The following is a 26,818-nucleotide window of genomic DNA, read 5'->3' as shown; positions in this document are numbered from 1 at the left end:
TGCATCAGATGCATGAAAACCATACGCATAATCCATTTCTAAATTGCACTTAATTGCAAAATGCAAATATCAAACAAATGCATTTTGCAAATTACACGCTTTCTCCTAATTCGATTTGATATCCCAAATCAATACTCGCTTTCCAGCTTTCAACACCTTTAAGGCGTTGAATTAATTGCTGTGCTGCAACTTGGCCGATCTCTTCACGTGGCGTAATCACTGTCGCTAGTTTTGGCGTCATTGCCTGACTGATGTCATGACCATGAAATCCAGCAATCGCCATTTGTTCTGGGATCTTTATTCCACGTCTCTGGCATTCAAACAAAGCACCAATAGCTAAATCGTCATTAGTACAGAAGATACCGTCTACCTCAGGGTGCTTTTGTAAAAGCTCACCTAATAGTTTAGCGCCCAAGGTAAACGACGAAGCTTCCTCCGTCTGGAGAGTAACTGGCACTTTTCCCTGCTCTTGAAGTGCCAGCTGATAACCGTCCATCTTTAGTCGGGTCCGTTCATCCATCCGCGCAGCAAAATACGCAATGTTCTCTCTTCCCTGCGCTAACATGGCTTTTGTCATGTCTCGAGCCGCAAGCCTGTTGTCAAACCCAACAGCCTGCTCAATGCGAGGCGAGAATGAATCCATGATTTCTACCACAGGGATTGATGCGGTTTCCAGCATCTTGCGGGCCTTGTCGGTATGGATATTCTCTGAGAGGATAATGGCATCAACGTTATACGACAGCAGAGAAGCAATGCTCTTTTCTTCAAGCTCTTCACTGTAGCCGTAGTGTGCGATCATCGTTTGGTAACCTGCTGGTGTGGTCACCGATTCAATACCACGTATCACTTCAGCAAAAACCTGGTTAGTTAAAGAAGGAACCAGCACACCGATAGCATTCGACTTCGCATTGGACAGAATATCCGGTGCGCGGTTGGGAATATATCCCAACTCTTCCGCCGCCTGATTAACCTTTTCTTGTATTGCTTGAGAGACAAGAGAAGGGTCGCGCAAACAACGACTGACAGTCATTTTTGTCACCCCAACTTTATCTGCAATATCTTGCAACGTAGGGCGTTTTTTCTTATTGGCCATTGATGATGTTTCTTTCTGCTTTTAATGTTACTGGTAACATTTTACTCATAAAACAAAACGAATTTATTGGTTCAGATAACAAAAAAGCGCTCGCTTTGCAGCGAACGCTCTGTTTTTACACCGTGAGTTGCGTTTTGTTTGGCTCACTCCAAGTTAAATGAAACTTTTCATCTTCTGGTTTATCCACTCTGGAATAGGTATGCGCTCCAAAGTAGTCTCGCTGAGCCTGAAGCAAATTCGCCGGTAAAACACCGCAACGGAGCGAGTCGAAATAGCTCAATGCAGAAGAGATAGCCGGCACTGGTACGCCATGAATAGCCGCATTAGACACACTGCTTCGCCAGCCACATGATCTCAGCGCGATTTGCTCGATAAAAACATCGGCGAATAGAAGGTGTTCCAACTCAGGTTCATTTTGGTAGGCCTTGGTGATGTCCTGTAAAAAGATGGCGCGGATGATACACCCTGCTCGCCAAATTTTAGCAATATCACCAAAATCTAGATTCCAGCCTTCTTCAACAGAGGTTGTCTTCAGCAGGTCAAAACCCTGAGCGTATACCACGAGTTTGGCGCAGTATAATGCGTCGTGTAGCTCATTGAGCATAGGTTGCTTGTCGAAGCCACCCGCAGGTTTGGTGTGCGTTTTTAGTACTGCTGCCGCATTCACTCTTAGTTGTTTTTGTGCACTTTGCGCTCGGGCAAATACCGCTTGAGCAATGGTCGGTGCAGGAGCGCCCATTTGTAGGCTGTTCAACGCCGTCCACAGCCCAGTCCCCTTCTGGCCCGCTTTATCAAGCACCACGTCAACAAACGGTTTTCCTGTTACTGGATCTTCTGTCTGCAATATCTCTGCGCTGATTTCCATCAAGTAACTATTGAGGACACCTTTGTTCCAACTTGAAAATACTGCACTGATTTCTTTTGCAGACATCTCAAGAACATCGGACATGAAATGAAACGCTTCACAGATAAGCTGCATATCAGCGTATTCAATACCATTGTGAACCATTTTAACGTAGTGCCCAGCTCCCGCAGGCCCTAGGTATGCTGCACATGATTCACCTTGTCCAAATTGTTCGACTGGCAGACCTTTTTCATCCACTTTGGCGGCAATCGCTTCCCACATCGGACGCACATATTCCCAAGCTGCTGGGTCACCACTAGCCATAAGAGCCGGCCCTGTTCGAGCCCCGACTTCACCGCCAGAAACCGCAGTACTAAAGAAACGCAATTTGCCCTGGTAGTGAGTCTCTCGGCGCTCAGAATCCGTCCAAAGGCTGTTACCGGTATCAATCACAATATCTTCGCTATCGATACCAGCAATGAGTAAATCATCAATCACCTTATCAACAATCTCTCCGGCTGGAACAGACAAGGCAATCACACGTGGTTTTTCCAAAGTCTTCAGTAACTCAGAGAGATTCGACGCCGCAACAAATTGACCTTTGCTGGCAATGCATGAAACGAGATCCGCTTCGGATACAGCCCGTTGACGGTTAGCTTCATCAATATCAAACCCAGTGACATTAAAGCCATGATCAAGTAGATTCAACGCAAGGCTTTTACCCATCACACCAAGTCCAATCATCGCAATGTTTGACTGGCTCATAACGCTCGCTCCTTCAGCGCAATAAGCGCTGATTTCACTACGGTATCGACATCCGACGCAATATCGACAAACAAAGCTTCATCGTCGCTTGGTTCAACTAAGGCTTCAAACTGACTTTTGAGCATCGCTTCGCCATTAAAATAATGGTTAGCACGTTGCTTGTGTCGAGACCATATAGTATCGAAGTCACCTTTCAAATAGACGATAGCCAGTTGCGGGTTGTTACGACGAAGAATATCTCTGTAAGCTGGTTTGAGTGCAGAACAGGCAATCACCGCAGCATCATTCTCTACGTAAATTCGGTTTAGCGTTTCTAGCCAGCCTAGGCGGTCGCAATCATCCAGTGGAATTCCTTGCGCCATTTTCTCCACATTGGCTTTTGGATGGTAATCATCACCATCATAAAAAGGCAGAGATAACTTATCGGCAATCTCTTTACCAATCAGGCTTTTACCACAACCCGAAACGCCCATTACTAATATTTTCTTCACTTTCATTGGGTAATACTATCCTTAGCCTTCCAATTATCAGAAGGCTGTGAATACCAATTTCAATACTTTACTAATTCAAAATGCTTTGCGGTTATTTCCACCACATAGCGAGATCTGGGAACATAATCACTAGGCTTAATACGAAGATCTGCAGGCCAATAAATGGCAATAGTGAGCTGAAGATTTCCCCTAAACTGATGTCTTTTGGTGCGACGGACTTAAGATAGAATGCTGCCGGCCCAAACGGAGGCGATAAGAATGAAACCTGCATATTGAGGCAGAACACCACACCAAACCAAACTGGGTCATAACCCAAACTGGTAATAATCGGCACAAAAATCGGCATAGTCAGCAGTGCAACGCCAACCCAGTCAAGGAACATACCAAGAACCAGTAGAACTACCATCATGATCAACAATGTCGCGAGAGGGCTACCGCCACTTAGGCCAAGAATGACTTCTTCAACAAAGTCGATACCGCCCATTAAGTTGTAGATTCCAACTAATGCGCTCGCCCCAATACCAATCCACATGATCATGCCGCAAGTGCGCATGGTTGCGATTGCACTCTCTTTGAGCATGTTGATATTCATTTCACCACGAATGATTGCTGAAATCATAATACCCACAACGCCCAGTGCAGAAGCTTCAGTTACAGAGGCGACACCGGTGTAAATGCTCCCAAGGACAACCGCTACAGACAACAGCGGGAAAAACAGAGCCTTGAAGTAGCTAACTTGCCTTTCATCTTCTTCATCACCATCACTTGGAATAGGGGCTAATGAAGGATTGAGCTTACAGCGTACTAATACGTAAGCGATGTAACAGCCAGCAAGAATAAATGCAGGTAAGAAAGAAGCCTTGAACAAATCACCGATTGATACACTCGCCGTCATACCATAGATAATCAGAACAATACTTGGTGGAAGCATAGTGCCCAGTGCGCCGCCTGCACAGGTGGTACCAATCGCTAATTTTCGATCATAACCAAGACGTAGCATCTGCGGTAAAGCAAGAATACCAAGCAGGACCGTTTCTCCACCAATCACGCCTGACATTGAGGCTAGAAGAACCGCCACCAGCAAGGTTTGCACAGCCACACCACCGCGTACTTTACGGCCGACAGATTTCATCGCGTCAAACAAGTCTCTGGCAATGCCTGATCGATCAAGCAGCGCCGCCATGAGAACAAACATAGGCACCGCAAGGAACACATAACCTGAGGCAAAACTGTAAGTGCGACTCGCGATCAAAGGCAGTGCATCTGGTCCAAACCAGCAAAGAGTGAAGAAAATGGCGACAAAGCCTGTGACAAAGGCCAACTGCATACCTGTGAGCAGCAAGGCAATCATCATCACCAGCATGAGTACACTACCCCATGCGATGCCAATAGAAGATAAATCAAACATCGTTATTCTTCCTTAGCCCCATAACTTCCTGAATGAGGTGTAAGACAAACTGGATAACAAGAATACAAAGGACGACAAAAATCAGGCCCTTGAGTAAAGCTGGGTAAGGTGCATTCAGTACAGAACCCGATGTTTCAAGGCGAAGCTCACCCCACGGGGCATACCAAGATTCTTTCGCCATCGCAAAAGACGCGTAAGCCAGCATGCCAGCAAATGCCAGCCCCACGAGATGGTGAACAATATTGAGGTATTTACGTGTCTGTTCGGACACAGAATCGTAAATTAATACCACTCGCACATGCTTATTAGCGGCAAAGGCATAGATACCTCCAACAATAAACAGTGAACCACCAATGAAGGACGCCGTTTCGTGAACCCAAGTTGTTGGCGCGTTAAAGGCATAACGCATCAGAACTTCATAAAACGAAATAAATACAGTGAAGATGAATAACCAGCTGAGCAAATTACTGATTTTTATAATGGCTCTGTCGAGAAAGTTTCTCGGTTGCTCATCCTGCTGTTGAGGTGGATGTGGGACGTTGTCATTCATACCAATCAATTCCAAAAAGAAGGAGGGCTACGCCCTCCAGAGAGAAGCTAGAACACATGTTCAGCTTAAAGAAGGCCGTTTTCTTCTAGGAAACCAGTCACTGAGTCATACACTTTTTTCGCATTTGGTGAACGCTCAGCAAACACTTTCCATTGAGACTTAGCAATTTCACGGAATTTCTTACGCTCTTCGTCAGACCAATTATGGATAGTGATGGATGGGTTCGCTTGTGCTTCTTTCACTGCAGCCTGATCCGCCATTTTCAACTGAGTTGTCATGTCGTAAGAAAAATCACGGACTGAAGTTTGAAGAATAGTTTGTAAGTCTTCAGGCATCTTGTCCCATTTCTTCTGAGATACAGAAATATCGATAAGTGGTAATGAGTGGAAACCCGGTTGAACTGGGTGCGTAGCAATATCATTCATGCCCGCTTTTTGGTTGGTTGAAAATACCGTATAGTCCGCTGCATCAATAACACCTTTACTCAAACCAGTGAAGACTTCAGAGCCAGGTAGGTTTACAGGTGTTGCACCGGCAGCGGCGAACACTTGCTGAACCAAACCTTCTGGCGCACGTAATTTCAAACCTTTCAAATCATTGACACCGTTGAGCGGCTTTTTCGAGATAAAAGATTCAACGCCCGTTGTTGAAGCACCAACAAACTTCACACCATACGGTGCATAAAGCTCAGTCATCAGTTCATTACCGCCACCGTAGTTCATGTACTGCAGAAGCTGGGTCGTATCTGACCATGCACCGACCATGTTACCAATTAGGCCAAAAGCAGGATCCTTACCCGAGAAGTAACCCGTTGCTGTCACTTGCCCATCTAGAATACCCATTTTGATCGCGCCTAAAGTTTCAGTGTGTTTCACCACTGCCCCTACTGGTAGAAGGTCGATGTCAATTCGGCCATTCGACATTTTCTCTACGCGCTCTGCCCATTTTTGTTGAACTTTAAAGTTCAAATCACCAGATGGGTCAGAAGACTGAATCTTCAGTTTAAAGTCAGCGGCCAAGGCCGAAGTCGCAAAAAGTCCTGTCAAAGTGGCAGCAAGCAAAGGTTTTGTCATCGCTTTCATAGTAGGGGTGTCCTTAGATTGTTTCATTTATTCCAATACAGCTTTTAAGCTGTCGGTATGAAACCGGCTTATTATTTTATGTTACCGGTAACTTTAACACCAATGTTACCGGTAACAAGAAAACGTTTTCCATGACAAAAGTCACAAATTTCAATTTTGTTAATAGTAAGATGGCTTAAGAGCAGAAGAAGTGTGAGCTAAAACACATACGACGCTCCAACAGTTGAGGGACTGTTAGAGACAAACGTTTTGTTAAAAAAGGGTGTGCTATTTCTGGCGAAATACCCAGACAGGACCGATAAGAAGAAAAAGAAGATCTTCAAAGAATGAAGGCTTCTTACCCTCAATTTTATGTCCAATGAACTGCAACATCCACAATACGGCAAATAAGATCAGCGAAACGAGGAGCACGGGCACCTGAAGAATTTCCAGAGACCAGATCAAAGAAATACACGCCAATGTAAAACCAAGCATCATAAGAAATACGCTCAGCGACAGCTTAAAGTAGAAAATCATGACAGGTAGCATCGCAACCCAAACCCAGTTTAAGGTAAAACCAAAAAACGAAATCGATGGAATTGACCAGATTAAGCCAACAATGGATAAGAAAATCCCTGGCACTGCTACTTTGTGGATTTTCTGGTTCACTGGATTTTGATGGCTCTCACCATAATCACTTAGCCACTGGGTCAGATCTCGCATTCTTATCTCTCTAAATCATGATCTTATAGTATTGTCTATAGCACGAATTCAGAGGTTCTGCTGACCTATACTGAGAGATTCGTGATTACATTCCGCTACGCTGAGCTTGACGGCGTTTTTCCTCATACATTCTGGCATCAGCGACTTTCAACATATCATCTACATTTTTAAACTCAGGAACATACATCGCATAACCGACACTGACGTGGATATTAATAAGGTGTTGCTCATAGATAACAGGTGTATGGCAAATGGCTCTCTGTAGCTCAATATTAAGAACATCTACATCACTAGCGACAGACATCCGAGGCAACATGATCAAAAACTCATCCCCTCCGATTCTGGCTACCACATCTGAAGATCTAAGCACGCTCTTAATCCTTTCTGCTACGGCAATCAACACCTTATCTCCTGCCACATGGCCATAGGTATCGTTAATCAGCTTAAATTTATCAAGGTCTACATTGAGGATGGCAAACGTCTCGCCTTTCTCAGAGTGAGACACAGCCTCAAAATGACTTTCAAGGGTGTACATGAAATACCTTCGATTAGGTAGAGATGTTAACTCATCATGCAAGGAACGCTGATCTGCAGCTTGGTAAAGGCGATAAATTGCGACAAAAGCAATCAAAAGAACTAGGACCATTGGGTAACCTAGCAGACGAACAACATGTACTCGGTACCATTCACTCTGTTGCAGCAAATCGTCCTTCGTCGAGGCTCCAATCGTCCAGCTACCATAGGGGAAATGAACAGTTTCAGTCGCAAAAGCATTATTAAAAGTACTCTGCGAACCATAGAAAACTTCCCCATCCTGCCCAGAGCTATCCACTCCGCGCATCGCTATATTGTATTTGAAGGATAACTCTTCCACGCCGACATCAATAAACAAAGTCTCGAGGGAAATAACAACGCTGCATACCCCCCAATAGTCACGGTTATAAAGCGGATCGGTAAAAATAGGAATACGCGCTATCAAAGCCCTCCCTCCCTGTACCAGATTGACGGGGCCAGCAATGAAGATTTCTTGAATTTCACGGGCTTTGTTTATTGTCCGCCATTGGCTTGGCACGGTCCGATAATCAAGTCCTAATGCTTTTTCGTTTCCTTCTAACGGGTAAATGTATTTAATAACATCATCTGGTGCTAAACCAATAATCGTGATGTGACTGGCCTTACGCATAATACTGGAAGCGAGTAAATCCCACCCTGAATACTCGAAGCTAGGGTGACCTGCAACCAATGCTGTGAGATCATTCACAGCAAAAATATCGTACACAATAGCTGACTCTAATTCTGAGCGAACAATAGACAGCTCCTCTTTTGCTTTATCGAGCAGGCTACCTCTTAGGAAGTTTTTTTGGCTACGGTCAGCCCACTCTATCAGTCCTGTTGCAAAACAAAGCAGTGTCAGTGCCATCAAAAAAACGGACCCACGACTGCTAAATCGATACTTCATTCCACCCCCAGATCAAGCTCTCTAACACATTGGTTGAACCAGATTTCAATACTAATGAAAGTACTGCTTCTAGTCCTAACCTGTTAGAGGTATATAATTATTATTATGGCTATTGTTTTAGCACTTACATAAAAACTACATGAACTTGGGTAAGTTTTCATCGATTAAAGATAAAATTATTGATAAGAGAGTGAATTTTGGATTTGTTTAATGCTCTACCTTATGAACAAAGGTGGATAGAACTGCCCAATGGCCGTTTGTTGTGGATTAACGACTTTATGCCACCCAATGAAGCCAATAGTTTGATGTCCTGCCTTAAGCAGGTCACACCTTGGTCACAAGAAGAAATACAGCTGTTTGGACGTATGGTCAAACAACCCCGTTTGCAAGCTTGGTACGGCGATAAAGCTTACACTTACTCCGGCTTAACCATGCCAGCGATACCCATGACAGAAACACTAGACTCGATCAAATTACGATGTGAAGACGTTGCGAGTCAACCTTTTAACTCGGTATTACTCAATTTATACCGAGACGGCCAGGACTCGATGGGAGCACACCAGGATAATGAACCAGAGCTTGGAAGCAATCCGACCATCGCATCACTTAGTCTAGGAGCCACGCGTCGCTTCGTACTGAAACACATTCACACAGGACAAACTTACCGTTTAGAGTTGTCTCACGGCAGCCTATTAATCATGGCAGGTGAAATGCAACACTTCTGGAAACACAGCTTACCGAAAACCAATCAACAGATTGGAGAAAGAATAAACCTGACTTTCAGGATGATCTACTAGCCCTTGCTTTATGCGGCTTTTAAACTTTTACTTTTTAGCCACTTAGGTAACACAACACAGGCAATGTTGGCTGCAATAATCAGAGTTAGCCCCAATACTTGGTACGAGTTATAACGCTCGTTATAAAACAGCACCTGCCAGGCCGCGGTAAACAACAGATTGGTAAAAATAAGTGGCGCAAGTTGTGAGCCTGACTCAGCCAGTTTGTACGCTTTTGATCGAAACACCTGCGTATTAATGATCAGCACTGATAAAGTACCAAGCGCCATCACAATAAGCCAAGGACTTACGTCCGATGCTTGATACATAGCATGATGATTCACTAAGCTGAATGCGACTAACGGTGTGATAACAACAGCGGCGAATAGGAAAGTCCACAAATTGATTTCAAATGCATTCAACCGACTTTGACTAATACGATAAAGGCTGAGTTGGGATCCAGCATTAAACACGCCCGCTGCAAGTCCCACTAAAAGCTCAGCTCTGAAGTTGAACCCGCTGACATCTCCCGCCAGTAGAACCACACCAACAAAGGTAGTCAGGAGCCCTAACAGGTTCACTGCTCCAATACTGATAGAAAATATAAGCTTTTCTAACAATGGGATAAACAACGGGCCCGTCCCAAATAGAACCACACTTTCCACCAAGGTCAGATGCTGGAGTGAGTAAACAAAACAAACTTGGCATGCCCCGATACACAAGGCTCTCAACCAAATTGGTCTCTGTTCATTGCGGTCTGGCCAACGCACATCTTTGCCACAAAACGCTAGAATTAATACCATTGCAGGCAGGATAAATCTAAGAAAACTGAGTAGATTAGCGTCAAAGTGCTCACTCAAAAACTTGGAAAATAATCCGGTTAATGACAAACTGAATGTAGAAGACAACATGAATAAAACTGGGTACAACTGACTGGGCATAACTCCTCCGTATTTAGCACTTAGTTTAGAAGCCGTCAGTACAAATTAAAAACGAGTAATATTGACACAATAAGTAAGAAAAACTTACAAATGAGAAAACTAGCGCCTCTTAAATCAATTTATTCATTTATCGCAATTGCCGAGACTGGCAGCATGACGGAAGCAGCAAAAGCGCTGAATGTGAGCCACTCAGCAGTAAGCCAAGCGATTAAATCTTTAGAGACTCAGATTGGACAAGCGCTGTTTATTCGTACTGGACGAACAGTTACACTCAACGCTGCCGGTCGCCGTTACTACAAACAAGTCGCGCCAGCAATAGAGCAAATTATAACCGCCACTCAACACCTAATTGATGAGCAGCAAAGTCAGCGGATAACACTTAACATGGTCAATTCATTAGCAATGCATTGGTGGATTCCGCGAGTGAACCGTTTTAATCAATACGCGCCTCAACTGGATATTCGTATCTCTAACTTAATTGGCCACTTTGTAATGGAAAATGAAGGTGTTGACGTTGCAATTATTCACGGCAAAACGGATGACTGGCAAGATTACTATTGCGAGTTACTGGCTCATGATGAGTTAGTGATGGTCGCCAGCCCTGAACTGGTCCGTACGGGCACAACGCCAGAGTCACTTCTCGCACGCTACCCCGCAATTATCGCCGCAAATGATAGAAGAAAGTATGACTGGCAAGTATGGTGTGAGAGCCACCAACTACCAATACCAAGCTCCGTCAATAACTTAAGATTTTCGGCTTCCATTCAGGCGGTTCAGGCAACAATCCGTCAGTTAGGGGTATTTGTGACCCACCGACAATTCATTCGTGACGATGTTCATCATGGTTCTCTAGTCGAAGTCGGAACCCCCGTACTCAACCCTCATCAAGACTTTTACTTCGCTTGTCAGCGAGAAAAACTTAAAAATGAACACGTCCTTACATTGCGTAACTGGCTGAGAAATGAATTCAGTGCTTAGTATTTTCTATAGACTATTTTATTATAAGGAACAGACCTAGCATTTTATTTTTTCAATTTAATCATAGATTTAAAAACGACAAAATATTAACGCCTTGTGTATTTAAGCATCAAATACAATTAGTTACATAAGCGCCAAAATTTAGTGATTAATACTAGTCAGCTATATAATAAGAAACAGGGTTCATATAATTATTTCTTCTCACTAAATTGCCTTGAATAATACCTTCATTCAAACTTCATTTTTTCTTCTAGACTTTAATTGCCGGATTGTGAATTTACAGGCAGGGAATTAAATGGCGGGATTTGTAGGACAACATTTAGAAGAAATGGCCGATATGCACTCAGCTCGTAAGTGTAAAGTCGTTCTTCTTTGTTCGATCGTCACACTGGCTATTCTTGCCTATTATGGTTTCATGCACATCACGAATCAGAATTACCTGTTTGGTACACTCAATATTTTGTGTGTGGGTATCTTAATTGCCAATCTTTGGTATTTGAATTTCAACCAATCAGACAACCTTTCAGACTTAATACTCTCAGGTGTTTTACTCTTTCAGGCAACCCTATTATTGGTATATGGTGACAACGCATCTGATCGGCTGTTTTGGTTATATCCAATACTTGCTGCCGTGATTTTTGTATGTGACTTTCGTACTGGTCTAATACTAAGCTCTGCTTTTTATTTACTTACCTTTTCGACTTGCTTGTTTACCAATATCATTACGGTTCCCCTACCGATTTCCATCGACCGCTTTCTCATCAGCCTATTTGCTCTCTATCTATTATGTAATACATCATCATACTTTTACGCAAAAGTCGTTAACTATATTCAGTCTCTCTATAAGGAAGGTATAGAGGATCTCGCTTATCGTGATCAGTTAACTGGCCTTGCTAACCGTTGGAGTTTTGAAAGTTGGGCGCTGGAGAAACTAGAAGAAGTGCGAGATAGTAACACTATTACTGCAATGGTCTTTCTCGACATAGACAATTTCAAAGCTATTAATGATACATACGGGCATGAAGTTGGTGACCGTGTTTTACAACACTTTTCCAAAAGGTTAAGAAATAATATTCGCTCCAAAGATAGGAAAACAAAGAAGCACGATTATTCAATCGCACGTTACGCTGGAGACGAGTTTGTTTTACTCCTTTATGACGTACGCAGCATCAAAGATCTTAATGGTATTTTGAATCGTATTTGTCATCTATTTGAAGACAGTTACCAAAGCACGGAAAGAATCAACAAGCTCACTGTCAGCGCTGGGGTCGCTATTTTTCCTGAAGATGGGGATTCGTTACCCGAACTAACTCGCTGTGCAGACAAGGCGATGTACGCGGCAAAACACGGGGGCAAGAATCAGTATCGCTACTATCAACTTGACCATGCGGACATGGTTAAAAGCGTGGAAAACCCTGACCCAAGTAAAGTAACGCCAATAAAAAAGTTTAACGGCTCATAAACATGAGCCACAGGCAGAACGCCATTACAACGAGCATCCACGCTGCATAACGGGTAGAGTTAGGTTTGTCTTTCTTGGGTACGACAACAGGTTTCATTGCCGTTTCTTTAGCCGCTCTCGCTGCGGTTCTAAGTGAACTGCGCTGAGAAACTTCATCTCGGCGTTGTTGTGCTTTATTCGCTACTTTACCAAATCGGTGCAACTGATCTGCAGTAAGCTCCTGACTGGGATCGTAACGAGCATGTGGGTCTTTGTGTTTAGGTACTACAGCCATCATCGACCTCCTCTCGAACCGGTTCCGTCAGATTAAGTATAGCCAACGCCCTAAATGATAAATTTGTTTATTACTACAGGACATTTCGGGATTCCCGAACAATAGACCGAAAAAACCTCACGTTCCCTTGTATTCATGCCCAAATTAAAAATAATTTAAGCAAACTCTTTGCCAATTTATTACCTATCGAAGCAAGATCAAAAGAAAATCACCACGTGTATTATCACACGTGGAGTTGGGATTTATAGATACTCACATAAATAAGCCGTCGTTAGAGACACTCTTAAATCAAAAGAAGAATCTCCGCTAACATCAAATGATTCCCCACTAGAATAAGTCGTCCAAGCATCTTCTCCTACACGCTTAATCGTCAGGCTACCTGTCACCACTGTCATACGCTCTGGAGCTGCAGTGCCAAACGTATACTCACCAGGAGCCATAACACCGACACTCGATTGCTTACCTTCTTGCTCAAATCCTAGCGACTGAACATTGCCTTCAAAATACTTATTTATTTTGATCATGTATCCTCCATGAAAATTGCTTTATGTTTCTGTAACCTAGGACTTGTTGTAACGGAATCATTCTCCCCAATCAAGCTCGAAATAGCTTCCCGTATTAGACGGCAAGTTTCTAAAATAATACAAAAGCCATAAGTCACCGTATAAGCGTCCATAGGCAAGAAGGAACTTGATATCTAAAGATGAAGCTTAGATTCCAACCAAGAGATTATCTCGTATAGTGGCTAATCTAGCACTGCACAAACAGGAAGGTAGAACTCTTATCATCCATTGTATTTTGCAGCATCACAAGACTGACAGACTATACTTACTGGCAGAAAGCAGAATGTAAGGCATTGGTAAAACCTTATATTAACGTAAATAAACCGTGCATTTTTTTGGCTTAAGATCAAACTTATCATTGATAGTAAACAGCAATGTTTAAACTCTTACACCACACTTAGCAAAATACAGGTAAACTTCTCAACCAGCTTACTGATCAGAGCAGTTGAATGTGGCGTTAAACAGAGCAGCAACCAATGCACCAAGATGGAAAAAGCGCTCTTATATGGAAAAAGAAGCTTTTCTAAAATTGTCTTTTGCTACGCTATTAGTCACTTTAGCGATAGCTTTCTCGTCTCTTCTTTTCTTCAGCTATCAAGATTACGTCCACCCCAAGCACGTTTATGGGCGATGGATAGAAATTGGTACACCTGAATATAATACCGAGGTTCTAACCTTTAATGAGAGAGGAGTTTATCGTAATGATCGATTGGTCACGACCAACTTTGATTTTGACGGTAAGGTTATCACAGTGACTACGGGGGGAGGCATTTCTATTTATCAGGTTGCTGGCACATTCAAGTCTCCACAACTTCGTCGTTTAGAACCCAACAGCCCAACTCAACGTTTCATCAAAGCGGGTTACGAGAATACTGTCGATATGAGTGGTAGTAGTGGTTCAGCGAAAAACCGTCGAGCAGCCCTATCAGAGCACTTCAGCAGTAAAAAGTAACAATGCCAGTTCAATAACAAACCACATACACTCTTACAGTTGCCATCTCATAAATTGACGGTAGTTTCCCTCCCTTCAAGCCTTTATACTGGACTCAGTAAAATTAACAATAAGAACTGTTTAATGAATGAGTTAGTTGCATATTTGCCTAAGAATCTTGTCGCCTTACTGCAAAGCTGGGATACCAATGTTTTATTTATTACCGCTGCCAGTTTTTTTGCTTGGGTAGCTTGGCGCATTATCTATAGCCGATTAGATATTCTTGTTGAGAAAACTCACTTCCATTGGGATGACTTAACTCTCCACGCTCTAAAAACCCCTATCAGTACTCTTATCTGGTGCTGGCCTGCGACCGTTTCACTCGGTTTCATTCTCGAAGACTACTTGGATTCCAAATTAAATTGGCTTAGCACGCTTAAGCTTCTTCTTGTGATTGCTATTTTCATCTGGATTATCATGCGGTTGATCAACAATGTTGAAGAGTACGTACTAAAGCAGCATTCTCGTGATGAAACAACGGTTCAAGCGATCGCTAAAGTATCAAGGCTGTTCTTCATCATTATAGGTATGCTAACCATCATGCAAGCCTTTGGCCTGAGTCTATCTGGCTTGTTGACCTTTGGTGGTGTCGGTGGCCTGATTGTGGGTTTAGCCGCGAAAGATCTGCTCTCGAATTTCTTTGGTGGAATGATGATTTACTTCGATCGCCCATTCAAAGTCGGGGATTGGATTCGCTCTCCGGACCGTCAAATCGAAGGTACCGTAGAGCGTATTGGATGGCGAATGACCATCATTCGTACTTTTGATAAACGCCCTCTATACGTCCCAAACTCAGTGTTCAGTCATATCGTGGTAGAGAACCCATCGCGTATGCTCAACCGACGAATCAAAGAAACAATCGGTGTCCGCTACGACGATGGCGAGAAGGTTGCTCAAATCGTAAAAGACATCAAAACAATGCTCAAAAATCATCCTGACATTGATACTAAGCAAACCTTAATCGTGAATTTCAACGCTTTTGGACCCTCTTCATTACAAATGATGGTATATACCTTTACTAAAACCGTAAACTGGATTCGCTATCATGAAGTAAAAGAAGATGTATTACTTAAAATCATGACTATTATTCACCGACATGACGCTGATATCGCCTACCCAACTCAAACCCTGAAGTTTGATCCACCCATTTCAGGCGAAGATCTACAAGACAAAGCCTAATAAGAAGCCCACAATCTGTGGGCTTCTTATTAAATATCATTATTTTTTAGAAAGTTAGAATGTATGACTTTGCAAGCTTAAGTCAGATTTTGCCAAGATTTCATCATGATTTTCCCACCAGAATGATGTCTTAATCTCATTATTGAGTTCAATCGTTTCTCCAACCATAGGAGTGACTAAATCCGCTCCTATGTCATTCGCCTCAGCAATCAGATCTGTCATCGGCTCGTCCCATTTGTGAGCAAACAATTCAAAAGTAGACCAATGCACAGGGAAGAGCTTTTCCGCTTCTAGGTCCTTAAAGGCTTGCATCGTATGACGAGCCTGCATATGACCCCAATTTTCCACCGGGAAGCCCTTACCATCTTTCACGTTCGCGGCGACTTCTATAAATGCCATATTAAAAGGGCCTAACCTCTCACCTATCTCTTTAAAATGTGAATCATAAGCAGAGTCCCCACTGTAGAACATAGAGCCAGACTGGCCATGAATGGCCCAAGAAGCCCATAGCGTACTATTCGAATCCAGCCCCGTTCTACCAGAATTATGGTTAGCTGGCGTTGCCGTAAGTGTGACACCATTAATTGAAGTGGACTCCCACCAATCAAGCTCTTGAATCTTGTCTGGGTTAACTCCCCATTTTTCAAGGTGTCGGCCTACAGCCAGTGGAACCATAAACATTACGTCTTTATTGGCATAGTAGCGGACCGTCGATTCCTCTAAATGGTCATAATGATCATGAGAAATAACGATAGCGTCTGGAAGCGGTAAGTTATCGCGCTCAACAGGAGCTTTTACGTTTCGTGAAAATAGCTTCTTGGCAATCCAGGGGGATGCATATTCAAACACAGGGTCGATCAAAATTCGTGTTCTGTCGATATCAATAAATAAGCTTGAATGACCCAACCAGGTTACGCGTATCTCATCACTACGATGAGCCAATTTATCAGCATCGACAGGTGTATGTGGCAAGGGTGAATTCGGCTTCAAGGCTGCTCTTTCAAAGAAAAATTTCCACATAACCGAAGACATACTTTCGGAGCTTGGGACGTTCGGCATTCGAGCGATAGCCTTACCGTTCTGAAATTGCTTTGAGTTGTCAATCCGTTCAGCTCTTAAACGCTCACTTTGTCGCAACTCAACATTGTTCTCCGCTTTAAGAAGCTGACTGAACCCCATAACACCTAGTGCTGAAACTATCGATGCTTTGATCATATTGCTCATTTTCATGACCTACTGGCTACCCAAGAAAGTAAACGATGGTGTATACTTTAGTTACTGCAGCATTAAAAGTAAACACCATCGTTTACTTTAAGTATTTTGAGATGAATGCATGATTAAACGAAGCGATATAAAACAAGAAGATATCATCAAATCCGCCATTGAAGTTTTTTCTCAAAAAGGCTTTGAGCAAGCGAGTATGGAAGGTATTTCTAAACACGCTGGAGTCTCCAAGCGCACGTTATATAAATATTATCCAAACAAGGATGCTCTGTTTGAGGTCATTGTAGATAAGCTAATGTGTCGCTTTAATGAACAATGTGAGCTGAAATTTGAACCTTCTGTGTCAGTGGCGGAGCAGCTTGTTGATATTACGCTCAAGCAGATGTGTTACATCAACACCGAAGACTTTCAAATGACTGCTCGCTTAGTGATGGCCGAGTGCATTCGCTGCTCTCATACTTCTCAATTACTGATGAAACAGTTTGCAGCCATAGAGGACTCGTACGGTTTGAATCAATGGGTGCAGCAAGGAATTAATGCCGGTGCTCTTGAGGTTGAGGACATCCCCATGGCTATCGAGCAATTCATAGGCAGTATTAAGGCCATCGTTTTCTGGCCACAATTATTGGGACACCAACCACCCGCAAGCTGCGAACAGCTGAAATCAACGGTTGAGTACGCAGCACAAACTTTTGTTGCCAGATACACTAAGAAATAACCCTAAATTAGGCAAGTGTATTAACCATTGCTCTTGCCTAGCACCTCTCTTAGAACACTCATTAGGCATTACCGGCCCTAAAAACCAATACTGTATTTAATAAAAAGTAAACACCAATTACTCCCCATTCTTATAAATGAGAAAGTAAAGCCTCCGCTTTCGTCTTCAATTTAAGAATAAAGGAAAAATTTGAAATAAAATTCTCTCATTAAAATAACCCGTAAATTATTGAGTAAAAAGCCTAATATTGTTCTAAGTGATTATTTATTAGTAACTATCCTATCCATTTCCCTCTATACAAAAATAATACATCGCCAGTCTTAATAATGAGCCACCTTATATCATTGCAACATATATAAAGATGTTATAAAAATGCGCCTTGCTATTTTCACATCAATAAAACCTTACAGAGGTTACATGTATTTCAGGAGCCCCAATGAGTGAACGAGGCAGGATACGTATTACCAATTATCACGGTAAAGTCTTTTACCGTTTGATTGACTGCTTGGTAATACTCAGCGCGTTGTATATTGCAATAAAAGCCAACGATCACATTGTTACTTTAGGCTACATTTCTGCTGGGCTGTTAGGTGTCATCATCTACTCTTTCATCGCTGAAAGCCTAGATATATACAGCCATTGGCGCACAGCTAAGCTTCGTTCCCTTGCGCTTTACACCTCGTTTTGCTGGTTCTCGACCGTTGGTGGGCTCACTTTACTTAGCTATTTTTCGAAAACAGGCCCCGACTTTTCTCGCCTGATCATTGGTTATTGGATCGTACTGACCTTTGCCACTTTGCTTATTTGGCGAACGTTCGCTTTTATGGCTCTTTATTATCTTCATCAGAGAGGGGTTCATACCAAAAAAGCCGCTATTATTGGCTTGACGCCTCAAGGTTTAGAATTATCGAAAAACCTGAGTAATCACCCAGAGTTAGGCATTAAACTTACCGGTTTTTATGATGATAGAGAACCTAAAAGACTCTCTAGCGATTTGCCTATACTAGGGACAATAAAAGATGCGTTGGCATTAGCAAAGAACGGGGAAGTACAAAATATCTATATCGCTTTACCTATGCAGGCACAAAAGCGCATTTCCGATATCTTGGAAGCTTTTTCGGATAGTACCGTTAACACCTATGTCGTACCGGACTTCTTTACTTTTAACTTGCTCCACTCTCGCTGGTATACCATTGGTGACGTCAACGCTTTCAGCATATTTGATACCCCATTTAATGGTTTATCAACCTGGCTTAAACGCCTAGAAGACCTTGTCCTAAGCAGCCTGATCCTAGTGCTGATAAGCCCAGTACTCACTGCCGTTGCGATAGGCGTCAAAATCTCATCTCCAGGACCTATCATATTCAAACAGCTTAGATATGGCTTAGATGGAAAACCAATCAAGGTTTGGAAATTTCGCAGTATGAAGGTCATGGATAACGGAGAAAAAGTGGCTCAGGCGACGAAAAACGATCCACGTGTCACTAAATTTGGGGCTTTTATTCGTCGTACATCACTGGATGAGCTACCTCAGTTTATCAATGTCCTTCAAGGACGCATGTCTATCGTTGGTCCGCGTCCACATGCCGTGGCGCACAATGAAGAATATCGTACGATCGTGAACCGATACATGCTACGTCATAAGGTTAAACCGGGCATCACTGGCTGGGCTCAGGTTAATGGTTGGCGCGGCGAAACGAATACTATCGACAAAATGGAGAAGCGAGTTCAGTTCGATCTCGACTACATCCACAGATGGTCACTATGGTTCGACATAAAGATCGTTTTCCTCACTGTTTTTAAAGGTTTTGTCGGCAAAAACGCCTACTAAGTCATGGACATGATTTTATTATGAATAGATTCAACAAACTCATCTCACCCACTAGCGGTTTTCTGACGATTGCGATGTCTTATTCCATCTGTGCTGCACCAACACCAGTGCCGATTGAAACAGAGTCAGGCATCGCTATTGTGCCTTATCTGAACCTATACAGTGGCCATAACAGCAACGTAGCGAAAGAAGAATTCAATGAAACCAGTTCTTGGTTTAGCGTGTACGAGCCCGGCGTTGGGTTCGAGCTTGAAAATGGCAAACAAAAGCACAACCTAGGATACCGTATCCAACGCGGTGAATTCTTTAGCTCTCAGCGGGACAACTACACCGATCATTTTCTGGATCTCACCAGTTACTGGGAAGCAAATTCAAGAAACGCACTCGACCTGCGTTACAGCTTAGCAAAAACGCATGAAAATCGTGGTGATAACGACACCACGACTGACCTCGACTACAACAAGTATGTCTCGAATTCTTTCAATCTTGGTTATCGCTATGGCAGTACCGAAGCTAAGGGACAAATAGAGACCAATGTCGGTTGGGGGGACTTGTCGTACAAGAATAACCGCAATGTAACTCGTTATCAGGATTGGGATGAAGGACGGTTCAGTACCGCTTTCTTCTACAAGGCATTTCCAAAAACCTCTTTATTAGCACAGTACATTGTCAATGACAGAAGTTACAACGAAGTCGCTCCAGGCTCTAGTGAACGTGATAGCTTGCATCACTTCATTTATCTAGGGACATCTTGGGATGCAACAGGAAAACTTCGCGGGAGTGTGAAGGTAGGTTATCAAAATAAAGAGTTTGATGCCTCACAACGAAAAGATTTCGATTCTTTCTCTTGGGATATTGATGTCGCTTACTTGTTAAGAAGCTACTCGGCACTAGAACTGAAAACCAGCCGTAAGTCGACCGACCCTAATGGACTGGGCGGTGCAATTGATACCTCAGTTTACAATGCGAACTGGTCTCATAACTGGACGGAGATCATCTCAACAAACACTGAGCTTTCTTATATGTCAGAGGACTATACGGACAGCACACGAGAGGACGATACGTCGAAAGCCAGCGTTTATCTTGATTATGATTTCCGTCGTTGGTTGACGTTCAAAGGCGGAGTGTCTTATGAATCACGTGATTCAAATCTAAACAACTTTAGCTATGACCAATCCGTCTATTACATAGCGCTAGAAGGTGTAATGTAAGCTCATGAAGTCTCTATTTTCAATTCTGCTGCTATGTCTTTCATTTCAAGCTATGGCTAGCGATGAGCTTTATCGTCTTGGCGTTGGTGATCTGATCAAAGTTCAGGTCTATGATGAACCTGAACTGTCACTTGAAACTCGAGTCAGTGACAGCGGCTCCATCGATTACCCTTTTCTAGGCAGCATCGCTCTCAAAGGCCGTACGCTCAGAGAAGTAAAACAATCGATCCATGATGGCCTACTCGATGGTTATTTAGTGAACCCTAACGTTTATGTCAGCGTTGTTGAGTACCGTCCTTACTTTATCAATGGTGAAGTCATCGCATCCGGTGGCTATCCATTTCATCCGGGGTTAACCGTCAACAAAGCGATCACTATTGCCGGAGGCTTCACCGAGCGTGCGTCAAAAACCAAAATTTTTGTCTCATCCAGTGATGAACCCAACTCTGAGCCGACTCGTGTTTCCCTACTTCACCGAATCCAACCTGGTGACATTATCACCGTTGAAGAAAGCTTCTTTTAATTGAATATTATGGAAAATACCCAGAATTCTCCGGTGAGCAAAGAAGAGCTCATTGATATCCGCCAATATTTCAAAGTGCTGCTTAACTACAAGTGGCGCATCATTGTTTTTTCACTATTGGTGACTGCTATTGCAGTATTGGTTGTATTGTCTTTGCCATCAAAATACACCGCCCGAGCCACATTATTAATTGAGTCCAAACAGGCTAATATTATTTCAATCGAGGAGTTTTACGGCTTAGATACCAAAAGCCAAGAATACTACCTCACTCAAATCGAGATTCTAAAATCGGATCGCGTGTCTGAAGAGGTGATCCGTCGCTTGAATTTGGCTAACCATCCTGAGTTTGATCCTCGTGCACAAGAGGAATCTGACACTTCACTGAAAGACAAGTTAATTGAATGGTTTCCTGTATTACAAGCCTTTAGAAAATCCCTACCAGAGCAGGATCTTGAAAAGTCGGAGTACGCCAGAAACAAATTAGTCTTGTACAAATTCAAACGCGGTTTAGCGATCAATCCGATTCGAAAGACTCAGCTTGTACAGATCTCTTATACCAGCAGAGATCCAGAATTATCAGCACAAATTGCCAATGAAATTGGCCGTGTGTTTATGGATAGCAACATAGAAGCCAAAATCGAGGTCACTCAACAAGCTTCCAGCTGGCTTAATGAGCGTATTGGTGATTTACGTGAGAAGTTGCGCCAATCGGAATCTCAGCTCCAAGCCTTTTTGCAGGCTGAAGGGCTGGTTGATATCCAAGGGGTCGAGAGTCTGGCTTCGCAAGAACTCGCAGAGCTGACGTCCCAGCTCAACAAAGCTCGGGATCGCCGAGTCGCTTCGGAAACCTTATACCAAGTGGCCAGAAATTATAAATCTGATTCAAGCCAGCTATCAGCACTTGCCTCGGTCCCTGAAATCTCAAATCACCCGACGATTCGTGACGTCAAAGTGGCGGAAGTACAGGCAGAGCGAAAGGTCTCTGAGCTTTCAAAGCGCTACGGGCCTAAACACCCAAAACTCAAAGCCGCGATCGCCGAGCGAGAGTCCGTGAAGAAAAACCTTCGTTCAGAATTAAACCAGTTACTGAACGGCATCAATAATGAGCTTAAAGCTGCAAAGCAGGCTGAGCAAGCCATTCGTCGAGAACTCGAAAATCGCAAAGTCGAGTTTCAGGCACTAACGGTTAAAAATGCCAAATATTCAGAGCTTAAACGTGAGGTACAGACCAACCGTGAGCTATTTGATTTATTCTTAAGTCGCCAAAAAGAAACCAGTGCATCAAGCGATTTCAACGCCAATATTGCACGCTTTACGGACTACGCTAGCCCTCCGTTAGCACCAAGTAAGCCAAATCGTAAAATGATCGTGATTCTGGCGTTTTTGGCCTCTCTGAGCTTTGGTTGTGTAATGGCATTTGTCGCGGATGCTGTAAATGATACTTTCACAGATATCAAGCAGGTCTCCAAGCAACTGTCTCTGGAGATTCTGGGAATTGTGCCGTCACTAAAAAACAAACGTCCACTGGATAGCAAAGCTTATTTTGATGAGCGTAATCGCCAGTTAACAGAAGCTATACGTACTGTTCGTACGGGTTATCTACTGGCAAACTCAAATAAGCCTAGCTCTGTAGTCATGGTAACCTCGTCGCAGCCTGATGAAGGGAAAACCACCTCAGCACTAAACCTTGCGCTATCTCTGGCTCAGATGGAAAAGACTTTATTAATCGACTGCGACTTGAGAAAACCCACCATCGCACGTCGATTTGGTTTGCCATCAGCGCAGCCTGGGGTGACAAACGTATTGACGAAAACCCACGCCATTGAAGATTGTGTATATCGGGATGATGAGTCAGAGTTGGATATACTCGCTGCAGGCACATACACCAACAACCCGCTTGAGCTGATCTCTTCTACCAGCTTTTCTGACTTTATTGAGCAATTAAAAACGAAGTACGATCGCATTATCATCGATACACCACCATGCCTCGCCGTCAGTGACGCATTTATGCTGTCTCGCTATGTGGACTCTGCTGTTATCGTTATCAACGCGTCTCAAACCCGAACCAAGACAGTACGTGATGTCGTCGGTAAGCTCGCTCAACAAGGAACAAGAATCGATGGCGTTATCCTCAACAAGCTTAATGTAAAGAAAGCTTCAGCCTATAGCGGTTATAAACAGTACCAATCATACTACGGGGTCGAGAACGCCTAATGAAAGGTAAGTTGGCCGCTTCTTTGTCTAAGCTAGGATTGGCATTGTCCGCTATATTTGTCCTTTATCTCTCATATCACTTTGGCGTAGCTTCTCTCTACGCCAAAGCGGTATCGAACCAAATTGAACTATGGGATAAATCAGCCGATAAACCTAAACTCAGTGACATCGAGCAGGCTGAAATGCTCATTGAATCGAGCATTAAGCACCACTCTTCACATCCACACTATTTCGATTTACAAGGAAAAGTGTACGAGTGGAAAGCTTACATCAGCGATGATGCAGAGAAACAGGCTTATCTTGAACTCGCGAAAAGTGCTTATCTTATTAGTGCTGAGCTTCGACCCAATTGGCCCAATACTTGGGCCGATTTAGCGACTTTAGAGACTCAGCTTCTAGGAGCTAACCGAGAGCAGTATCTGCATCAAGCAGATATAAAAGGCCCCTACATACCTCAGGTAAACTTTAAAATCGCCACTTTAGCTTTGTCCAACTGGCAACAGTTCTCACCCAATGAGCGCAAGCTAGCGATGCCCCACATCTATAGGGCGATTAAGCATAAAGATGTCCGACAGAGATTTCGTGACTACCTGACACAAAACAAGAAATTCCGCTTCGCTTGTATCGTAATGAAGCAAATGCCGGATATCGACTACGCATCTTTAGCCTCATGTCGTTACCTAAACATATAAGTGTTTCAAAAATGAGTAAGCAAGAGAATCATTTTTAAGAAAAACAGAATCTTAGTTCAATATTTGTCGATTAATCAGCGTAAAGCCATATACTGGCTGGATTGTCGCCTCACTGTGAGTAAGTAGGAATTAGCATAATGAACCACAAAATATGGATGTTGATAACCAGCATAGTGTTTTCAACACACAGCATGGCAGAAGAAGTCTCTAACGTTGCCTGTTCAGATATTGATGCCATTGAGGCTTCATTAAACGACACAACAGATGTCACCTCGACACTGATTAGCTTACTCTCGAGCTGTCCTGAACAATCAACTGATATTTTGGCAATGGCTTCACAAACACATACAAGTGAGAGCCTTGCGGTTCTGGATGCAGCCATTCAAACACTCGCTCCAGAACAAATGGCTAAAGCGACAGCAATTATTGTCAGCCATGCAGCGCCTGATGCCTACGAACAACTTATCCAGCAAGCTGTGCTGGCTGCTCCAGATTACGCGCAAGACATTGTGGATGCCGTTGCAGAGCTCAACCTTCTTGACCCAACCGACATTCTTGTCGCTGCTATTTCAGGTGGTGCCGACCCGGCGTTAATCAGTGAACCAACCGCAGCAGGTATTGCGACAGCTCCACCTTTGGCGGTGAATCCGGGTGCTACGACCGCACTTGGCACGGGCAACGGTAGTGGCGGCGGTACTGCCTCGCCTAATTAAGTTGAATTTGTATTGTTAAGGCAGGCCTTGAGCCTGCCTCTTTTTTTGTGCTTTTTATATGACACGTTTCCTTGAACGACTCATTTATCCTGCGTTTCTTCTGTTTGTATTTTGGCTACCAATTCCTTTGGGAGGTAACCGTCCATGGGCATGGTCGATTAATGAATTTATTATCGCGGGAATGCTGCTTCTCTGTGTGATCTGTTATTCCAGCGATCATTGGCGACATAGCCTTAAACGAACTCAGTCGCTGTTAGTACCATTAACTATTTTTACGGTATGGGCTTTTGCTCAGCCTCTATTCCCTTTTGGGTCTTTTGAAGACACAGGGCTGGCACTCGTTTCATCCGTTAAAACACTGCATTATTTACAGCTTTGCTTAGTCGCATCAGTGGTCATTACTAGCATGCCACGACTCAAAACCCTGCTCATCGTCATGGTCAGCAGCGGGGTGTGCCAAGGTTTTTATGCGGGTGTCATTCAATTGCTCGACCTCTCTTTCTCACCCATGTTTGATTTACCCGTGGGTCATCGAGCCTCAGGGAGTTTTGTTTATCACAATCATCTGGCAAACTTCTTAATGATCAATCTTTGTATCGGCTTTGGCTTGCTAATCTCACAATTGCAAGATAGCCAAAAGCAAAGTATTCGCCTGTCTGCACAACGCTTTTTTGCCGTGTTCTTATCTGATAAGGCTTTTATTCGTTTAGGCTTGATCATTATGGTCATTGCTTTAGTTTTGACCCGGTCGCGAATGGGGAACGTCGCTTTTTTTGTCGCTTTAACAACGGGCAGCTTACTCCTATTACTGCTGTATAAAAATAAACCTAAAAGTATGTATGTTCTTATTGCCAGCCTATTCGTGATTGATACTGTGATCGTGAGTACATGGTTTGGTTTAGACAAGGTCAAGCAGCGTTTAGTCGAAACCAGCCTGAGTAATGAGTCGCGAGACGATGTGATTTATGCTGCCTTGGAGGCCATTCAGCAACAACCATGGCTTGGTTATGGTGGAGGAAGCTTTTACTCTTCATTTCAGGCATTTAATAATGGAAACATCCAATTATTTTATGACCATGCCCATAACGACTATGTACAGTTTATTTTTGAATATGGCCTAATTGGTAGCTCAATACTAGCTCTTATCGTTATTGCCTCTCTTCGTAAATCTATAGTGGCATTTAAACAACGTCGCAGCCGCCAAATGAAAGGGGCTGGGCTAGGGGCTTTTATGGCTATCTTGGGAATGTTGATCCATATGAGTGTCGACTTTCCATTGCAAGCACCTGCTACTACTCTCTATTTCTTACTTTGTCTACTCATCGCTCACTGGGCTGTTACCATCCCTGCCGTAAAGCGTAAACGCCCAAATGATTAGCGAGTAAGCGAACACTCCTTCTCAATGAAGGAGTGTTCCTTTTTTTAATTACAGATGTTTTTCTACCACTTCTTCTAACTTTTGGTATGGTACGTACCCTGGGATAACATCTTGTCCGACGATCAATGCAGGTGTTCCTCGCAAGCCAAAACCATTGAACAAAGCGTAATTGTTCTCTAACTGTTGTTCGACGTCTTCAGGATTATTTAAGTATTGCTCCGTGCCTGTTTTCTTGGCAATTTTAGCCAGAGAAACCGCATCATGAACTCCGGGTTTTGCAACCAACAATTCATGCACCTGCGGGTATTTCTCCCGTGCGTTATGCCAGACATTTAAGGCATAGCCTGCTGAATTGACGTTAGACATCCCTTCCTTTAGAGGGACGTATAAGTTAATGATTTTAACCTGAGGATAATCCTCAATTAACTTCTCCAATTCAGTATCAAGTTTTTTGCAGTAAGGGCAGCTGTAATCCGTCACATTGATTAATGTCAGCTCAGCGTCTTCTGCCCCCATAGAAGTGTGTTTCGGGTCATTAATATACGCTTTGCTGCTCGACAAAAGTTGATCAAACTGCTGCTGTTGTTTGACATACAAACCCAAACTTTCATGAAGCCCATCGACAATACTCGGGTTGGCGTTAAGCATTTCGACAATCTCACTGATCTTCTCATCCTGCGTTTGTGCTTGGACTAAGGGGGCGATAGCAAAAGTGCTCATCGCTAAGATAATTGCTAATTTTTTCATCACTTTTTA

Annotated in this window: 26 protein-coding genes; 13 read left to right on the top strand and 13 right to left on the bottom strand. The window is 43.3% G+C overall.

The features are described 5' to 3' along the window. Positions 1–91: 91 nt before the first annotated feature. The 8 genes from gntR to L1D15_RS01820 form a co-directional block, all read right to left on the bottom strand. Positions 92–1,093, bottom strand: coding sequence for a gluconate operon transcriptional repressor GntR (gene gntR / locus L1D15_RS01855; RefSeq protein WP_239874482.1), 1,002 nt, complete (start codon positions 1,091–1,093; stop codon positions 92–94). Positions 1,094–1,208: 115 nt separating this feature from the next. Then, on the bottom strand, positions 1,209–2,702 hold the full coding sequence (gene gndA / locus L1D15_RS01850) for an NADP-dependent phosphogluconate dehydrogenase (RefSeq protein ID WP_239874481.1): 1,494 nt from the start codon (positions 2,700–2,702) through the stop codon (positions 1,209–1,211). Beyond that, positions 2,699–3,199 (bottom strand): gluconokinase, encoded by a 501-nt coding sequence (locus L1D15_RS01845; RefSeq protein ID WP_239874480.1) that lies wholly within the window; start codon positions 3,197–3,199, stop codon positions 2,699–2,701. Before L1D15_RS01845 ends, gndA begins: the two co-directional genes overlap by 4 nt. A gap of 85 nt (positions 3,200–3,284) precedes the next feature. After that, positions 3,285–4,601, bottom strand: a complete 1,317-nt coding sequence (locus L1D15_RS01840; RefSeq protein WP_019274237.1) for a TRAP transporter large permease subunit — start codon at positions 4,599–4,601, stop codon at positions 3,285–3,287. Beyond that, positions 4,594–5,151, bottom strand: coding sequence for a TRAP transporter small permease subunit (locus tag L1D15_RS01835; RefSeq protein WP_019274236.1), 558 nt, complete (start codon positions 5,149–5,151; stop codon positions 4,594–4,596). The genes L1D15_RS01840 and L1D15_RS01835 overlap by 8 nt, the downstream gene beginning before the upstream one ends. Positions 5,152–5,216: 65 nt before the next feature. Further along, positions 5,217–6,233 carry a TRAP transporter substrate-binding protein gene (locus L1D15_RS01830; RefSeq protein ID WP_239875102.1) on the bottom strand — a complete coding sequence of 339 codons (1,017 nt, stop codon included), beginning with the start codon at positions 6,231–6,233 and terminating at the stop codon, positions 5,217–5,219. A 267-nt stretch (positions 6,234–6,500) separates the two neighbouring features. Continuing rightward, positions 6,501–6,935, bottom strand: coding sequence for an Mpo1-like protein (locus L1D15_RS01825; protein WP_239863809.1), 435 nt, complete (start codon positions 6,933–6,935; stop codon positions 6,501–6,503). Positions 6,936–7,020: 85 nt separating this feature from the next. Then, positions 7,021–8,394, bottom strand: coding sequence for a diguanylate cyclase (locus tag L1D15_RS01820; protein ID WP_239874479.1), 1,374 nt, complete (start codon positions 8,392–8,394; stop codon positions 7,021–7,023). Between the two features lie 197 nt (positions 8,395–8,591). Between L1D15_RS01820 and L1D15_RS01815 the strand changes: the two genes are divergently transcribed. After that, positions 8,592–9,191 carry an alpha-ketoglutarate-dependent dioxygenase AlkB gene (locus tag L1D15_RS01815; protein ID WP_239863807.1) on the top strand — a complete coding sequence of 200 codons (600 nt, stop codon included), beginning with the start codon at positions 8,592–8,594 and terminating at the stop codon, positions 9,189–9,191. A gap of 8 nt (positions 9,192–9,199) precedes the next feature. On the opposite strand, the gene L1D15_RS01810 is transcribed toward L1D15_RS01815, so the two are convergent. Next, entirely contained in the window at positions 9,200–10,111 is a 912-nt protein-coding gene (locus L1D15_RS01810; RefSeq protein ID WP_239874478.1) for a DMT family transporter, read from the bottom strand. Between the two features lie 90 nt (positions 10,112–10,201). Between L1D15_RS01810 and L1D15_RS01805 the strand changes: the two genes are divergently transcribed. Further along, positions 10,202–11,089: a LysR substrate-binding domain-containing protein gene (locus tag L1D15_RS01805; RefSeq protein ID WP_239874477.1), complete on the top strand. Its 888-nt coding sequence runs from the start codon at positions 10,202–10,204 to the stop codon at positions 11,087–11,089. Between the two features lie 295 nt (positions 11,090–11,384). After that, positions 11,385–12,551 (top strand): GGDEF domain-containing protein, encoded by a 1,167-nt coding sequence (locus L1D15_RS01800; RefSeq protein WP_239874476.1) that lies wholly within the window; start codon positions 11,385–11,387, stop codon positions 12,549–12,551. On the opposite strand, the gene L1D15_RS01795 is transcribed toward L1D15_RS01800, so the two are convergent. Together L1D15_RS01795 and L1D15_RS01790 are read right to left on the bottom strand one after the other, a co-directional pair. Beyond that, the gene (locus L1D15_RS01795) at positions 12,538–12,825 is read right to left on the bottom strand and encodes a hypothetical protein (protein WP_239836357.1); all 288 of its coding nucleotides are present in this window, start codon (positions 12,823–12,825) and stop codon (positions 12,538–12,540) included. The two genes, L1D15_RS01800 and L1D15_RS01795, sit on opposite strands and share 14 nt — an antisense overlap. 242 nt (positions 12,826–13,067) lie before the next feature. Further along, on the bottom strand, positions 13,068–13,349 hold the full coding sequence (locus L1D15_RS01790; RefSeq protein WP_239874475.1) for a pyrimidine/purine nucleoside phosphorylase: 282 nt from the start codon (positions 13,347–13,349) through the stop codon (positions 13,068–13,070). A gap of 544 nt (positions 13,350–13,893) precedes the next feature. On the opposite strand from L1D15_RS01790, the gene L1D15_RS01785 reads away from it, so the two are divergent. Beyond that, positions 13,894–14,340 carry a DUF2850 domain-containing protein gene (locus L1D15_RS01785; protein WP_239875101.1) on the top strand — a complete coding sequence of 149 codons (447 nt, stop codon included), beginning with the start codon at positions 13,894–13,896 and terminating at the stop codon, positions 14,338–14,340. Positions 14,341–14,463: 123 nt separating this feature from the next. Beyond that, positions 14,464–15,558 (top strand): mechanosensitive ion channel family protein, encoded by a 1,095-nt coding sequence (locus tag L1D15_RS01780; RefSeq protein ID WP_239874474.1) that lies wholly within the window; start codon positions 14,464–14,466, stop codon positions 15,556–15,558. 54 nt (positions 15,559–15,612) lie between these two features. On the opposite strand, the gene L1D15_RS01775 is transcribed toward L1D15_RS01780, so the two are convergent. After that, a complete protein-coding gene (locus L1D15_RS01775) occupies positions 15,613–16,782 on the bottom strand; it encodes an MBL fold metallo-hydrolase (RefSeq protein ID WP_239874473.1) in 1,170 nt (389 codons plus the stop codon). A gap of 109 nt (positions 16,783–16,891) precedes the next feature. Between L1D15_RS01775 and L1D15_RS01770 the strand changes: the two genes are divergently transcribed. The 8 genes from L1D15_RS01770 (at position 16,892) to L1D15_RS01735 (ending at position 26,062) form a co-directional block, all read left to right on the top strand. Next, positions 16,892–17,500 (top strand): TetR/AcrR family transcriptional regulator, encoded by a 609-nt coding sequence (locus L1D15_RS01770; RefSeq protein ID WP_239835402.1) that lies wholly within the window; start codon positions 16,892–16,894, stop codon positions 17,498–17,500. Between the two features lie 436 nt (positions 17,501–17,936). Then, positions 17,937–19,331 (top strand): exopolysaccharide biosynthesis glycosyltransferase VpsL, encoded by a 1,395-nt coding sequence (gene vpsL, locus L1D15_RS01765; protein WP_239863794.1) that lies wholly within the window; start codon positions 17,937–17,939, stop codon positions 19,329–19,331. Between the two features lie 20 nt (positions 19,332–19,351). Continuing rightward, the gene (locus tag L1D15_RS01760) at positions 19,352–20,542 is read left to right on the top strand and encodes an outer membrane beta-barrel protein (protein WP_239874472.1); all 1,191 of its coding nucleotides are present in this window, start codon (positions 19,352–19,354) and stop codon (positions 20,540–20,542) included. A 4-nt stretch (positions 20,543–20,546) separates the two neighbouring features. After that, positions 20,547–21,065, top strand: coding sequence for an exopolysaccharide export protein VpsN (gene vpsN / locus L1D15_RS01755; protein WP_239835405.1), 519 nt, complete (start codon positions 20,547–20,549; stop codon positions 21,063–21,065). Between the two features lie 9 nt (positions 21,066–21,074). After that, complete coding sequence (gene vpsO, locus L1D15_RS01750; RefSeq protein WP_239874471.1) at positions 21,075–23,279, top strand: exopolysaccharide regulatory tyrosine autokinase VpsO; 2,205 nt, start codon at positions 21,075–21,077, stop codon at positions 23,277–23,279. Continuing rightward, complete coding sequence (locus tag L1D15_RS01745) at positions 23,279–23,971, top strand: VpsP family polysaccharide biosynthesis protein (protein ID WP_239835407.1); 693 nt, start codon at positions 23,279–23,281, stop codon at positions 23,969–23,971. Before vpsO ends, L1D15_RS01745 begins: the two co-directional genes overlap by 1 nt. A gap of 137 nt (positions 23,972–24,108) precedes the next feature. Continuing rightward, positions 24,109–24,684 (top strand): hypothetical protein, encoded by a 576-nt coding sequence (locus L1D15_RS01740; protein ID WP_239835408.1) that lies wholly within the window; start codon positions 24,109–24,111, stop codon positions 24,682–24,684. A gap of 58 nt (positions 24,685–24,742) precedes the next feature. After that, entirely contained in the window at positions 24,743–26,062 is a 1,320-nt protein-coding gene (locus L1D15_RS01735; RefSeq protein ID WP_239874470.1) for an O-antigen ligase, read from the top strand. Positions 26,063–26,110: 48 nt separating this feature from the next. Here L1D15_RS01735 and L1D15_RS01730 read toward each other — a convergent pair whose 3' ends face one another. Next, positions 26,111–26,812 carry a DsbA family protein gene (locus L1D15_RS01730; protein WP_239874469.1) on the bottom strand — a complete coding sequence of 234 codons (702 nt, stop codon included), beginning with the start codon at positions 26,810–26,812 and terminating at the stop codon, positions 26,111–26,113. Between the last annotated feature and the right edge of the window lie 6 nt (positions 26,813–26,818).

Source organism: Vibrio sp. Isolate25 (assembly GCF_022398025.1).
GTDB lineage: Bacteria > Pseudomonadota > Gammaproteobacteria > Enterobacterales > Vibrionaceae > Vibrio > Vibrio coralliilyticus_A.
The sequence above is the reverse complement of the archived record's forward strand: the minus strand, read 5'-3'. Positions and strand labels throughout refer to the sequence as shown.